This is a genomic window from Shewanella sp. CG12_big_fil_rev_8_21_14_0_65_47_15 (genome assembly GCF_002783505.1).
Classification (GTDB): Bacteria; Pseudomonadota; Gammaproteobacteria; order Enterobacterales; family Shewanellaceae; genus Shewanella.
This window is the reverse complement of record NZ_PFGL01000071.1, coordinates 202-13,036: the sequence shown is the minus strand read 5'-3', so window position 1 is coordinate 13,036 and position 12,835 is coordinate 202. Positions and strand designations below refer to the sequence as shown.

The 12,835-nt window shown below is 47.5% G+C and carries 12 protein-coding genes, 1 tRNA gene, 1 rRNA gene and 1 pseudogene (1 of these 15 cut by a window edge); 6 read left to right on the top strand and 9 right to left on the bottom strand.

Annotation, left to right across the window (positions count from 1 at the left end):
• Positions 1–117 precede the first annotated feature (117 nt).
• A complete protein-coding gene (locus tag COW15_RS20185; protein ID WP_293635458.1) occupies positions 118–432 on the top strand; it encodes a hypothetical protein in 315 nt (104 codons plus the stop codon).
• Positions 433–686: 254 nt separating this feature from the next.
• On the opposite strand, the pseudogene COW15_RS20180 reads toward COW15_RS20185, so the two are convergent.
• Positions 687–827, bottom strand: a pseudogene (locus tag COW15_RS20180) (NAD(P)/FAD-dependent oxidoreductase); the annotation flags it as partial.
• Between the two features lie 205 nt (positions 828–1,032).
• Between COW15_RS20180 and COW15_RS20175 the strand changes: the two are divergent.
• On the top strand, positions 1,033–3,000 hold the full coding sequence (locus COW15_RS20175) for a tetratricopeptide repeat protein (protein ID WP_293635456.1): 1,968 nt from the start codon (positions 1,033–1,035) through the stop codon (positions 2,998–3,000).
• A gap of 172 nt (positions 3,001–3,172) precedes the next feature.
• Here COW15_RS20175 and COW15_RS20170 read toward each other — a convergent pair whose 3' ends face one another.
• The 4 genes from COW15_RS20170 to COW15_RS20155 form a co-directional block, all read right to left on the bottom strand.
• Positions 3,173–4,357 carry an NAD(P)/FAD-dependent oxidoreductase gene (locus COW15_RS20170; protein ID WP_293635454.1) on the bottom strand — a complete coding sequence of 395 codons (1,185 nt, stop codon included), beginning with the start codon at positions 4,355–4,357 and terminating at the stop codon, positions 3,173–3,175.
• Between the two features lie 246 nt (positions 4,358–4,603).
• Positions 4,604–5,620, bottom strand: a complete 1,017-nt coding sequence (gene gpsA / locus COW15_RS20165; protein ID WP_293635452.1) for an NAD(P)H-dependent glycerol-3-phosphate dehydrogenase — start codon at positions 5,618–5,620, stop codon at positions 4,604–4,606.
• 4 nt (positions 5,621–5,624) lie between these two features.
• Positions 5,625–6,110, bottom strand: a complete 486-nt coding sequence (gene secB, locus COW15_RS20160) for a protein-export chaperone SecB (RefSeq protein WP_293635450.1) — start codon at positions 6,108–6,110, stop codon at positions 5,625–5,627.
• A gap of 266 nt (positions 6,111–6,376) precedes the next feature.
• Complete coding sequence (locus tag COW15_RS20155; protein WP_293635448.1) at positions 6,377–6,811, bottom strand: rhodanese-like domain-containing protein; 435 nt, start codon at positions 6,809–6,811, stop codon at positions 6,377–6,379.
• Positions 6,812–7,076: 265 nt separating this feature from the next.
• On the opposite strand from COW15_RS20155, the gene gpmM reads away from it, so the two are divergent.
• The 4 genes from gpmM to COW15_RS20135 are packed head-to-tail and all read left to right on the top strand — an operon-like array spanning position 7,077 to position 11,787.
• On the top strand, positions 7,077–8,621 hold the full coding sequence (gene gpmM / locus COW15_RS20150; RefSeq protein ID WP_293635446.1) for a 2,3-bisphosphoglycerate-independent phosphoglycerate mutase: 1,545 nt from the start codon (positions 7,077–7,079) through the stop codon (positions 8,619–8,621).
• Positions 8,622–8,631: 10 nt separating this feature from the next.
• Positions 8,632–9,765 carry a peptidoglycan DD-metalloendopeptidase family protein gene (locus COW15_RS20145; protein ID WP_293635445.1) on the top strand — a complete coding sequence of 378 codons (1,134 nt, stop codon included), beginning with the start codon at positions 8,632–8,634 and terminating at the stop codon, positions 9,763–9,765.
• Positions 9,766–9,813: 48 nt separating this feature from the next.
• The gene (locus COW15_RS20140) at positions 9,814–11,019 is read left to right on the top strand and encodes a S41 family peptidase (protein ID WP_293635443.1); all 1,206 of its coding nucleotides are present in this window, start codon (positions 9,814–9,816) and stop codon (positions 11,017–11,019) included.
• 12 nt (positions 11,020–11,031) lie between these two features.
• The gene (locus COW15_RS20135) at positions 11,032–11,787 is read left to right on the top strand and encodes a divergent polysaccharide deacetylase family protein (RefSeq protein WP_293635441.1); all 756 of its coding nucleotides are present in this window, start codon (positions 11,032–11,034) and stop codon (positions 11,785–11,787) included.
• Here the strand turns inward: COW15_RS20135 and COW15_RS20130 are convergent.
• The 4 genes from COW15_RS20130 to rrf all read right to left on the bottom strand — a co-directional run.
• Positions 11,762–12,217 carry an Rrf2 family transcriptional regulator gene (locus COW15_RS20130; RefSeq protein ID WP_293635439.1) on the bottom strand — a complete coding sequence of 152 codons (456 nt, stop codon included), beginning with the start codon at positions 12,215–12,217 and terminating at the stop codon, positions 11,762–11,764. The genes COW15_RS20135 and COW15_RS20130 overlap by 26 nt on opposite strands.
• A 22-nt stretch (positions 12,218–12,239) precedes the next feature.
• Entirely contained in the window at positions 12,240–12,494 is a 255-nt protein-coding gene (locus COW15_RS20125) for a YkgJ family cysteine cluster protein (RefSeq protein ID WP_293635617.1), read from the bottom strand.
• Between the two features lie 228 nt (positions 12,495–12,722).
• Positions 12,723–12,799: transfer RNA gene (locus COW15_RS20120), tRNA-Asp, on the bottom strand.
• A 12-nt stretch (positions 12,800–12,811) separates the two neighbouring features.
• Positions 12,812–12,835: ribosomal RNA gene (gene rrf, locus COW15_RS20115) — 5S ribosomal RNA — on the bottom strand (it continues 103 nt past the right edge of the window).

Here is a 12,835-nt window from a genome sequence, read left to right as displayed (position 1 = left end):
AAGATGGGATACATAACTTCTAAGTCGAACCATCAACTTTTCTATAGGTAAAGCTTTACTTGGCCTATTCCCCTTTTGAACTGCGAAACACACTTTGGGGCAAAAGCTTTTAGCCAGATGAACAGTTCAATAGTCGTAAAGATTGGCATTGTGGCAACTGTGACCGTTGGCGGCATGGATGCCGCCGTCGAGCCCTCAGGGATGAGTTTATGGCGTGTCACAGGGGAAACAATGACAATTCATCCTGTACACCTGACGACAAACTTATCTAGTTTTGGGGCAATATCTTTTAGCCAGATGAACAGTTCAGTGGTCGTTAAGATTGCCACAGTTGCAACAGTGATTGTTGGCGGCATGGCCGCTCTTTCACATCAGCCCCATAGGGATATGGGAAATGCCACTATGATGTCGGGAACATCATTGGCCATGTGAACGCGGCATTTACACTTCCATGTATTGCAGATGCCGCCGTCGAGCCTATAGGGATACTTCTTGTAAAATAAAAGGGCGGCGTGTCACTGGGAAAGCACTGGCAATGCATATAACGCAATATACGATTCAGCCGTCTTGCTGATTTAGCTAGAAGATTGGCTTTGATGAGTTCAAACAGTCAGGGTTTTAAACTCATTACTCTTGCAAGTTAGAGACTAAACCGCTTGCCCTGCAGCGACGCCGGATGCCCAGGCTCATTGGAAGTTATACCCGCCGAGCCAGCCACTTACATCCATCACTTCGCCGATAAAAAACAGGCCGGTGACATTAACGGCCTCCATGGTTTGGGAGGGCAGTTCGTGGGTATCGACACCTCCTAGCGTGACTTCGGCGGAGGACTCGAGTGGGACATCCAAACTCTTTTGACTATTAATGATTTGCAGGCAAAAAAGTCATGATCGAAATAAACGGCAAAATCACTGCGCATTAGGGCAAGGCCAAATGACCCATCTCACATTCGCATACAGCTTGACCAATAAGCCAACCCTGTGAAAGGATGGAAACTGTTCAAATTATATTCTGCATAAATAGGGAGTTAGGGTGCGAGTTAACTTTTTAATCATAGTGCTAACCTTGCTCAGTATCCCTCAGCTATCTTCAGCTACGCCCGATCCCTTAACAAAACTCAATATAAAAGCAACCACAGGCGCAGCGGCTGGCTATGTGCCAGATCTGGCCTGTAGCACTTGCCATATGAACCTTTACCAGTCTTACCAATCTGTGGGGATGGCGCGTTCTTTTACACTTCCAGCCAACGCTAAACCGATAGAGAAATTTGGCGAGGAATTTTACCACGCCACTTCTGAGCGTTATTACCGTATAGATAAACATGACGATAAACTCACTTTTTATCGCTATCAAAAAGACCTCAATGGCAAACCCATCAATACCTTTACTACCCCCATTGACTGGGTGCTAGGGTCGGGGAATCGCGCCCGCAGTTACCTATATCGTACTGAGTTAGGGGAGTTATTTATGCTACCGCTGGGATGGTATTCCCAAACAAATGAATGGGGTATGTCACCTGGATTTGAAAATAAAAGCCATTCTGGTGTGCAGCGGCAGGTAAGAAGAGAGTGTCTCTTTTGCCATAACGCCTTTCCAGAGGTGGCGATGGACAGTGATAATTATTTAGCGCCTCATCTTTTTCCATTGGAACTCCCCCAAGGCACGGGCTGTCAACGCTGCCATGGTCCAGGCGCAGATCATATCCGTGCCGCCCTAAATGTGCGTCCTAGCCAAGAGATACAAGCCAAAATAATTAACCCCCGCAGACTGCCACCAGAAGAAAGAGATTCGGTCTGCTTTCAATGTCATATGTTACCCGCGGTTAGCATAGTGGGCGCGAGGAAGTTCGATCGCAGTGACTATTCCTTCCGGCCCGGCCAGAAACTCTCCGAATATATAGTCCATGTCGAAACGACCGAGGCCGATATTCGCTCCGAAGATAAATTCGAAATCAATCACCATGGTTATCGCCTCTGGCAAAGCAAATGCTACCAACAAAGTGCGGGACAGTTGGCCTGTATTAGCTGCCATGATCCCCATATTAAACCGGAATCGATGAGTTTCCGTAAAACAGTCTCTGCCAAGTGCCTTAACTGCCATCAGCAAGCATCTAAACTCCATAATCAAACTATTGATACTAAAGGTGATTGCGTTGCTTGTCATATGCCAACACGACGCACCCAAGATGTCATTAAAGTCACAATGACGGATCATCGTATTGCCAGAGGTCCCTTTGACATCAAGGAGTTACAGCGGGAAAAGCCCCACACAGAGCCTGTGATCACAGAGCTAAACCTCTTACCCTGGGGGGATCCTCCTAAGAATGATGAAGCCAAAATTTATCGTGCCACGGCCGCTCTCAGATCACTGACGACCCAAGATGCCACCAGCGCACTTAAAAACTTGCTTATCAAAAATCCATTACCTTTGTCGCTCCCCTATGTCGATTTGTTAAATTCTGAGCTCAAATTACATCGATATGAGAACGCCGAAAACACTGCGAGTTATCTGCTACGACAGGGTATTAAGGATCCTGCCGTATTGACCCGTTTAGGCATAATGCAACTCGGACAAGGCAAAATAAAGGAAGCCATTTCCACCTTAGAGGGCTCCCTCAGCATTGAAGCTACGCCAGAAACCTATTACAACTTGGGGTTAGCAGCATTCAGATTAGGCGATAAGCCTAAAGCACTGGCCAGTATCGAAGCCGCAATTGCGATGCGGCCAAATATGCACTCGGCATGGTTGTACAAAGGACGATTGCTGGCTCTTATGCATCAACCTCTCGACGCGATTGCAGCCTTTAAACGCTCTCTGCAAATTTCCCCAAACTACACAAAAGCCTATGAGTCATTAATCCCTCTGCTACGGGAAACAGGACAATTTGAGGAGGTAACGCGTTATCTCGACATAGGATTACGCTCGGCGGAACAACCACAGTCGCTGCGATTGTTAGGTACTATCCCAGAAACATCCGTGACAGAGATAGAACCGCAATGAGGATATATGGCTAACCGTAGCTTTGGGGCTGGTTACAGGGGCTGACGGCCAACAGTTATGAGTAGTTAAGTCCAATAAATCCTGAGCGTACTAAATGGTATTGTAATCAATGACGGAGCCAAGACACTGAGTGTTTACGTTTTAATTTAATCACTCCTATGCCGGCGAGGGACTACACCGCTTGCCCTGCGGCGACACCCGATGCCCAGGCCCATTGAAAATTAAACCCGCCGAGCCAACCACTTACGTCCATCACTTCGCCGATAAAAAATAGGCCGGGAACCTTAATGGCTTCCATGGTTTTGGAGGACAATTCGTGGGTATCGACGCCGCCTAGCGTCACTTCGGCGGTGCGATAACCTTCGGTGCCATTCATTAACACTGTCCAGCGGTGGAGATCGTCGGCTAGCTTGGCGCGCTCTGCATGCACTAATTGATTTAACGCTTTGTTTAATAAAGCCTCATCGAATAACACTTCCACCAGCCGCTTAGGTAACCACTGGCTTAAGGTATTACGCAGACTTTGTTTAGGGTGCGCGGCGAGTTGTTGTTCTAGCACCTGCTCGGCATCCATATTTGGCAATAGATTGATTTCTATGGTTTCACCCGCTTTCCAGTAGTTGGAAATTTGCAAAATAGCAGGGCCAGATAATCCTCTGTGGGTAAAAAGCAGCGCTTCGCTAAACGCCGTGCCATCTTTAGCGGTAATACGGCTCGGCACCGCAATGCCCGACAAAGGCTCGAAACGAATTTTATCTTCACTATGCCAGGTAAAAGGTACAAGTCCCGCGTGGGTTGGCAATACCTTAAGGCCAAATTGCTCGGCCAGTTGATAACCGTAAGGTGTGGCGCCGAGTTTAGGCATGGATAAGCCGCCCGTGGCGATAACCAATGAGTCGCAGCTGAGTTCACCATTAGAGGTGTTAAGTTCAAAACGTCCTGCTTCTGTCTTTTTAACGGCCAAAATATCGGTACGTAGCTTAATCGTCACGCCCGCCCATTCACACTCGGTCAATAGCATAGTGACGATTTCTTTAGCCGAGTCATTGCAGAACAATTGGCCGTGATCGCGTTCGTGGTATTCAATGCCGTGGCGCTCAACCAGTTCGATAAACTGCTGTGATGGGTAACGCGCCAGTGCCGACTTAACAAAATGGGGGTTACCACAGAGGAAGTTAGCGGGCTCGACTTTAAGGTTAGTGAAATTACAACGCCCGCCACCGCTGATGAGGATTTTACGCCCCGCCTGCTTGGCATTGTCGAGTACCAGTACATCACGGCCTCGGTAACCCGCGGTCGCTGCACACATTAATCCTGCGGCGCCGGCTCCGATAATAATGACATCATGATGTTTCACGCAATTACTCCACACAGATAAATTGATTGGTATTGGCTGCCAACGGGCAGTCTGCAGACTCGCGAACCTTTAGCAAGCAAGTTAGCAACCGCTAAATGGAGTAAGAGTCTGGCTCAAACGCTAGGCACAAATCCCCTCTTTCACCATCCCTGGCGACCGGGGATAAATACTTCCGTGCATAAAAAAGGGCGCTATTCTAGCACCCTTTCTTTTATTCGGCATTACAGCATCATCACGGCTCGCGGTTTATTGCGCAGGCGTTTCTGATTTCTTTTCTCTGCTGAGCAACTCTTTGGCAGCATCGACGGGCGATTTACCTTGGTACAAGACTTGGTAAATTTGCTCTGTGATTGGCATTTCCACCCCAAGGCGTTTCGCAAGGGTAAACACTTCTTTGGTGTTGCGATAACCTTCAACCACTTGACCGATTTCAGCTTGCGCTGTCATCACATCACAGCCTTTACCTAAGGCTAAACCGAAACGACGGTTACGAGATTGGTTGTCGGTACAAGTCAACACTAAATCGCCCAGTCCCGCCATGCCCATAAAGGTGGCAGTGCTGGCGCCTAAGGCTTCACCTAAACGGGTTAACTCGACTAAACCACGGGTGATCAAGGCCGTTCTCGCATTAGCACCAAAGCCAATGCCGTCGGACATACCCGCACCAATGGCGATGACGTTCTTGACCGCGCCGCCTAATTGCAGGCCGATAAAGTCGTCATTAGCGTAAACACGTAGACGCTTAGGACTATGCAGCAATTCCACTAAGTCGGCGGTAAATTGTGGACAGGTGCCCGCAACTGAAATAGCCGTAGGTAAACCCATGGCTAATTCCTTCGCGAAGGTCGGCCCAGATAACACCGCCAGCGGATATTGCTCGCCTAACACATCACGGGCCACATCTTGCAGCAAACGTCCGGTCTCAGGCTCGAGCCCCTTGGTTGCCCAGACGATGCGCGCATCGCTACGCAGCAAAGGTTTAGCTTGCTCAAGCACAGTTCCAAACACATGGCTTGGCACCACCACTAACACATTGTTACTGGCAGCTAAGGCTTTGGCTAAATCGGCTTCGATCTGTAAACAATCAGGAAACGCAATACCAGGCAAAAATGCTTGGTTGCACTTATCCTGCGCGAGCGTTTGCATGTGGACAGGATCGTGTCCCCATAACAAGGTCTTATGACCATTGCTGGCTAAAGAGATGGCAAGGGCGGTGCCATATGAGCCCGCCCCTAATACCGTGATGTCGGCAGAGTTTTTCATGTAATTAAGCGTTTGCTTCTTCGGCTGCGGGTGCAGTAGCAGCGGCTTGACGTTGTTGCACGTATTGGGCAAACAGCGCATCGAAGTTCACTGGTGCTAGGTTCAGTTGTGGGAAAGTACCACGACCTACTAAGCTACTCACAACTTCACGGGCATATGGGAACAGGATGTTAGGGCAGTATGCACCTAATGAATGTGCCAATTGTGGCTCAGTTAAACCAGCGATAGAGAAGATACCCGCTTGTTGTACTTCACATAGGAAAGCGGTATCGCCACCGTTTTGTGCTGTTACCGTCAGAGACAGTACAACTTCGTATACGTCATCGGCTAATTTAGCGCTGCGCGTGTCTAAATCTAACTTCACTTCTGGATTCCATTCTTTTTGGAATACCGCTGGGCTGTTAGGCGTTTCAAAAGAAACATCTTTAGTGTAAACACGTTGAATGTTGAATTGTGGGGCTTGTTGTTCGTTGTTTGTTACTTCAGCCATAATTTCCTACCTATCCTATCAATGTTGTGCCAGCTTTTCGTTGAAGGCTGACTTATATGTCTATTTAGCTCGGGCTTTGGGGTTAGAGGCCTGTATCAATCCAGTGCCATCCCAATATTTCACCCTAGAGTGTATCTTTATAACGAGTCTAAAAACTTAATCTAAGCCCTTAGCGACCGCAGGATCAGTATGCCAAACAATGATGACTCTATTGCTGCATAGTCGAGATGACTGTTACAGCACAAATCATAACTGCCGCCGACAACTTATCTTTTGCTTTTTGAAACAGGCATATTCGCTGCCTGCCATTCACCCATACCACCTTTTAAGTTATACAGATTCTCAAAACCCTGTTTACTTAAAAGCTGAGCCGCTTGAGACGAGGTCATGCCAGCATTGCATACAAGTATAATGGGACTGGCTTTAAACTTTTCAAGGGCTGAAGTCTGATTATTTTTGATATCCGCCAGCGTAACGTTAAGTGCATCAACAATGTGACCCTTACGGAACTCGTCGCTTGAACGCACATCAACCACTTTGGCGTCCTGTCTGTTCACCATAATGGTGAGTTCTTGGTGAGTAATATTTTTGATTTTAGAGAAGCTCGATTTGATCATGCTGATCACGAGTACAACAAATAATCCCACCCAGGCCAGACTTAACATAGAGTGAGCTTTAAAAAATTCGATATATTCTTGCATGGTTACAGCCCGTATAAATGGCGAAAAATTCGATAAGGGCACAGAGTATACCCATTGCCATGGCAGATTGCAGCAGTTTAGTCACAGTTCTAGAACACAGCTCAGCCCTTGCGCCATCACGATTATCTCTATGCTCACATAATCCGATGAATTAGTGATTCGATGACCTTAATCTAGGTAAAGCGCTTTTTCGTACCCCGCTTACGTAGTAATATTTGACCAATTTCAGATTTCTATCGCTTCTTTAAAACTTAAAGGTAACACCATGACGACAACTAAACGTCCAATCGCGTTGTTGATCCTCGATGGCTGGGGCTACCGTGAAAATACGCATATGAATGCCATTTTCCACGCTAAGACTCCAGTACTCGACCGCCTCAACGACCAATACGCCCACGGTTTAATTTCTGGTTCTGGTTTAGATGTAGGTTTGCCCGATGGGCAGATGGGTAATTCTGAAGTAGGCCACATCAATCTAGGCTCCGGCCGTATCGTGTATCAAGAACTGACGCGTATCAGCAAAGCGATTAGCGACCATGAGTTTGAGAAAAACCCAGCCCTATGCGATGCAGTAGACTCGGCGATTAAAGCCAATGGCGCAGTGCACATCATGGGTCTGCTTTCTCCCGGTGGCGTGCACAGCCATGAAGAACATATCGAAGCCATATGCCGAATGGCCGTGGCTCGTGGTGCGACTCGGGTTTATCTGCACGCTTTCCTTGACGGCCGCGATACTCCCCCACGCAGCGCTAAGGGCAGCTTAAGCCATTTTGATGATCTGTTTACTACATTAGGCCATGGCCGCGTGGCATCGATTATCGGCCGTTACTTCGCAATGGACCGCGATAATCGTTGGGACCGAGTGTCGCAAGCCTACGATCTGATCACCCAGGGCAAGGCAAAGTTCCAATACGACAATGCAGTCACAGCGTTAGAAGCCGCCTATGCCCGCGATGAGAACGACGAGTTTGTGTCTTCATCGGCGATCACCGATAGCGAAGGCAACATTGCCACTCTGCAGGATGGTGATGCGCTGATATTTATGAATTTCCGCGCCGACCGTGCCCGCCAGATCACCCGCAGCTTTATCAATCCTGACTTTGACGGCTTCGAACGTGCTGTCGTGCCTAAAATGCACTTTGTCACCCTGACAGAATATGCGGCAGATATTAAGGCGCCTATAGCCTATCCATCTGAAAACTTAGTGAATACTTTAGGTGAAGTGCTGCAGAAACAAGGCCGCACCCAACTGCGTATCTCTGAAACTGAAAAATACGCCCATGTGACTTTCTTCTTCAACGGCGGTAAGGAAGAGCCATTCGAAGGTGAAGATCGCATCCTGATCAACTCACCTAAAGTGGCGACTTACGACTTGCAACCAGAGATGAGTTCGGCCGAACTGACCGACAAACTCGTGGCGGCGATTGAATCGACTAAGTACGATGTGATCATCTGTAACTACCCCAATGGCGATATGGTTGGCCACACGGGTAATTTCGATGCCGCCGTTAAAGCCTGTGAGGCTGTCGATGCCTGTATCGGCCGCGTGGTTGAAGCACTGGCTAAAGTCGGTGGGGAATGTATTATTACCGCTGACCACGGCAACGCCGAGCAAATGACCGACGAAACGACAGGTCAAGCCCATACGGCTCACACCAGTGAACTGGTTCCCTTTGTGTTTGTGGGCCGAGACGCAAGCATAGATGCCGGTGGCAAACTGAGCGATATCGCACCGACGATTCTGCATCTACTGGGCGAAGCCATTCCCGCAGAGATGACGGGTAAGCCATTAATCCATATTAAAGAGTAATTGTTACCTAGTGAGCACTCGACTCCTTGTTAAAGCCAGCATTCTTGCTGGCTTTATGATGTTATCTTTTTCGGCTAACGCTTCTGATTTGCAGAAGCGTCAGTCCGAGTTGAAATCAATCCAAGCGCAAATAAATAAACAACAAAGCGCGCTTAAAAACACCAGTAAGCAACGGGAAAAATTACTGTCATTGCTGCGAAGCGATGAAGAGGCGATTGCGGCGGCCGCCAAAAAGGTCAATAGCACCAAAAACAGTTTGGTGCAGATAGACACTAAACTTGCCGAGCTTAAACAGCGTCAAGAAGCGTTGGAAGCACTCAAAGTAAGCCAGCAAAAAACGTTATCAAAACAACTATCTAGCGCCTATTTAGCGGGTAATCACGATTACACTAAGATGATGCTAAACCAGCAAAGTCCCGCCACCATTGAGCGCATGCTGACTTATTATCAATATCTAAATAAAGCGCGGATGAAGTCAATCAATGAATTAAAACAGACTCTCACCGAGCTTGATGAAATTAAAGCCTCACAAACCAGTAAGCAACAACAGCTCACTAAGCTGGTTGCCGAGCAACAAGTGCAATCTAAGCGCTTGAGCCAAGAACAAAACCAACGTCAACAGACTCTTAAAGAACTGCAGCGCACACTCAACACTAAAGGTGCCGAACTCGAACAACTGCAAATTGAAGAGGCAAGCTTAAAACGGGTTGTCGAACAGGCTCTAAGGGCAATGAAAGACAATCCCTCGATGGAAGGTTTTGGTAAGCAAAGCGGCAAGCTTAAATGGCCGACGAAAGGTCGCGTCAGCGCCAGCTTTGGCAGCCCACGTTCGGGCCAAGTAGTGTGGAAAGGCACTATGTTATCGGCGCCAGAAGGGCAAAATATTCGCGCAGTTTCCGGTGGAAAGGTGATCTACGCCGACTGGTTGCGGGGGTTTGGGATGGTAATGGTGATCGACCATGGCAAAGGCTATATGAGCCTCTATGGTCACGCACAAGCCCTATTGAAAAGCCCAGGTGATATGGTCAAGAGTGGCGAAGCAATTGCTTTAGTCGGACGTTCGGGTGGACAGACCGAGCCTGGCCTATACTTTGAAATAAGGTATAAGGGGCAAGCCGTCGATCCAGCCAAGTACTGTCGCTAATCAGTACTGTCGCTAAGGTGGCCGTCCCCATCATTACAGGGGACGGCTATGAAACACATGATCCGCTATATCGCCTGCGTTGGACTCGGCCTAACCTTAGGCCTTTCCATCAGCCTCTCCAGTCAAGAGAATGCCAAATCCTACCGCAGCGGCTTTGACTACCCTTTACTTCAGGATGTACTGGAAACCGTAGAAACCTACTACGTTAAAACCGTCTCTAAGGATGAATTAGTCCAAGCGGCCATCAAGGGGATTTTTGAACATTTAGACCCCTACTCTAGCTTCTTAAATCATCAAGATTTGCTTGATTTAAAAGACGCTAACCGAGGGGAATACTTTGGTTTCGGTTTTGAGGTCGCTAGCGATAAAGATCGGATCAGCGTTATCGCTCCCTTTGCTAATTCCCCCGCTGAACAGGCTGGCATTCAAGCCGGTGATACTATTATCAAGCTGAATAATAAACCTGCCACCAAAACCAACCTTGCCAGTATTCTCAATGAAATCAAGCAATATAGTCTGAACAAACAGAGCATCAGCCTCACGCTAAAACATCATAACGACAGCGCCGAGTTTGAGGTGTCACTCACACCAAGTACCATAACGATTCAATCGGTTACAAGTAAATTACTGCAAGGCAATATAGGTTATATCCGACTCAGTAGCTTTCAAGAGAACTCCACCACAGATATGATTCACTCGCTTAACCAATGGCAAACTATCCCCCTAAGCGGACTTATTCTCGATCTACGGAATAACCCTGGTGGGTTACTCGATCAATCCATCAAAATTGCCGATCTCTTCCTCGCCAAGGGACGTATTGTTTCGACTACGGGGCGATTTTTCGATGCCAATTCAGATTATTACGCCTCACCACAAACCATGCTTACTAATGTGCCTATGCTAGTACTGATCAATAAAGGCTCGGCCTCTGCATCAGAGGTTCTTGCCGCCGCACTGCAGGAAAATGGTCGCGCTAAACTCTTAGGTGAAACCAGCTTTGGGAAAGGTACGGTCCAAAGCCTAATCCCTATCCTCAACGATGGTAATGCGATTAAGCTGACCATTGCTCAGTACAACACCCCCAAAGGAGAAAACATCCACGATATTGGTATCGAGCCTGATATTAAAATTGCCAATCCCACTGGCTCCAACGGAGAGAATGTGGCTATAATCGATGCCCTATCAGCGCGTGAAGATGTTACCCAAGACCATATTGTCACTTCGGCTATTGCTTGGATACAACACCATGACTAATAAGCAGAAACAGTGCGCCTATTCTACTCTTTGGCCTTCATAGCCCTCTATATTATCCCGTGTCATGCAGCACAACTTGCGCTGATTATTGATGACATAGGCTACCGTCACACCGATGAAGCCGTGCTCGCCCTGCCTAGCACTGTGACACTATCCGTATTGCCGCACACACCACTTAGCAAAAAGCTGGCAAAAGCTGGGCATGCAAAAGGCCATGAGATCATGCTTCATCTCCCCATGCAGGCGCTAAATGGTAAAGCATTAGGCCCTGGAGGCTTAACAAGCTCGATGAATGAAGCGCAAATCCGTACCCATGTGTTAGATGCAATAGCGAGCGTACCCTTTGCTAAAGGCGTGAATAATCATATGGGGAGCTTACTGACTCAACTGGATGACCCTATGCTCTGGGTTATGGAGAGTCTAAAACAGAAGCAACTGTATTTTGTCGATAGCATGACAACACAGTTTACCAGGGCTGGAGATAAAGCAGATCAACTCGGTGTACCGCTCTTGCGACGTAAGCTATTTCTCGACAATGATGTCAGCGCACAAGCACTGGAAAAGCAATTCAACCTAATGATAGAGCAAGCGCATATTCAAGAGAGCCTTGTTGCCATTGCCCATCCCTATCCAGAAACAATCCGTTTCTTAAAGGCTAATCTAGCGCGCCTCAAGGCTGAAGGAATCGAGTTAGTGCCCACATCAAAACTACTCCCTATCGACTTAGTTCACAGGGAACCTACTAATCCAACTGTAAGACTGGAATAGACATATCCGGCAGCAAAGCTAGCAGTTCATCGCGATTACTGACTATATCCTGCAGACTATATTGATCGAGTACATTTAAATAAGCTGCAACCGCCTGCGCTAATACGCCCTTCAACTGACACGCAGGGGTAAATCGGCAGTAAGGTTTGCTGCAATCTATCGGTGCCAAAGAGTTTTCTAGTGCTCTCACTAATAGACCTAGGTTAATCTCAGTCGCAGGTTTACCGAGACGAAAACCGCCCATCTTACCGCGAATAGTTTCTAGATAACCCAGCTTTCCTAAATGGTGCACAATTTTAGACACATGATTTGGCGATAAATCAAACACCTGGGTTATTTCAGCAATCCGAAATAATGTTGTTCTCTCCGGCTGAACAGCCAAATACATTAGCGTGCGAACACCAAAATCGGTATAGCGTGTTAACTGCATAGTTCACCTGTCAGCGAAAAACTCAATGAGACGTTTGAGATTCAAGGTTGCGAATCAACCAAAGTGCCTCTTCATTTGAATGGCCACACACATCCTCAGATGCATCAAAGTCACTACAAACAGCAGGGCGATCCGGCGAGCCGAAAATCAAACACAAATTATCATCGCTCAACTGTACACAGCGCTCACCTGCGGCTTTGCCATTTGGCATACCAGGTATTTCGCTGCTAATTGATGGTGCAATACAGCAAGCACCACACCCAAGACGACAATTCATTTTTATTACCCACAAAATATAATCGGCATTATACAATTTAATCCAGCGGAGATCAGTGCCAAGGGCCAATACTGCCAAGTCGCGCACAAGTGCTCTTGAATGGATTAAGGTATTGTATCAATGAATATACAGAAACTTTTCAAAAGTTGAGCAAGTTCGCCAGTGTAGACTTAAAAATGCATAAAGAAAAAAGCCTCTGCATTACTGCAGAGGCTTTCGTCTTAATGTTGGCGGAGCGGACGGGACTCGAACCCGCGACCCCCGGCGTGACAGGCCGGTATTCTAACCAACTGAACTACCGCTCCTTTAGTCTAACGTTTTCACGTTAACCTAAATTAGGC

Coding starts and splice junctions, on each gene's coding strand:
- COW15_RS20185 (WP_293635458.1), top strand. CDS start 118: ATGAACAGTTCAATAGTCGTAAAGATTGGCATTGTGGCAACTGTGACC.
- gpsA (WP_293635452.1), bottom strand. CDS start 5,620: ATGAAAAACTCTGCCGACATCACGGTATTAGGGGCGGGCTCATATGGC.
- secB (WP_293635450.1), bottom strand. CDS start 6,110: ATGGCTGAAGTAACAAACAACGAACAACAAGCCCCACAATTCAACATT.
- COW15_RS20155 (WP_293635448.1), bottom strand. CDS start 6,811: ATGCAAGAATATATCGAATTTTTTAAAGCTCACTCTATGTTAAGTCTG.
- gpmM (WP_293635446.1), top strand. CDS start 7,077: ATGACGACAACTAAACGTCCAATCGCGTTGTTGATCCTCGATGGCTGG.
- COW15_RS20140 (WP_293635443.1), top strand. CDS start 9,814: ATGAAACACATGATCCGCTATATCGCCTGCGTTGGACTCGGCCTAACC.
- COW15_RS20130 (WP_293635439.1), bottom strand. CDS start 12,217: ATGCAGTTAACACGCTATACCGATTTTGGTGTTCGCACGCTAATGTAT.
- COW15_RS20125 (WP_293635617.1), bottom strand. CDS start 12,494: ATGAATTGTCGTCTTGGGTGTGGTGCTTGCTGTATTGCACCATCAATT.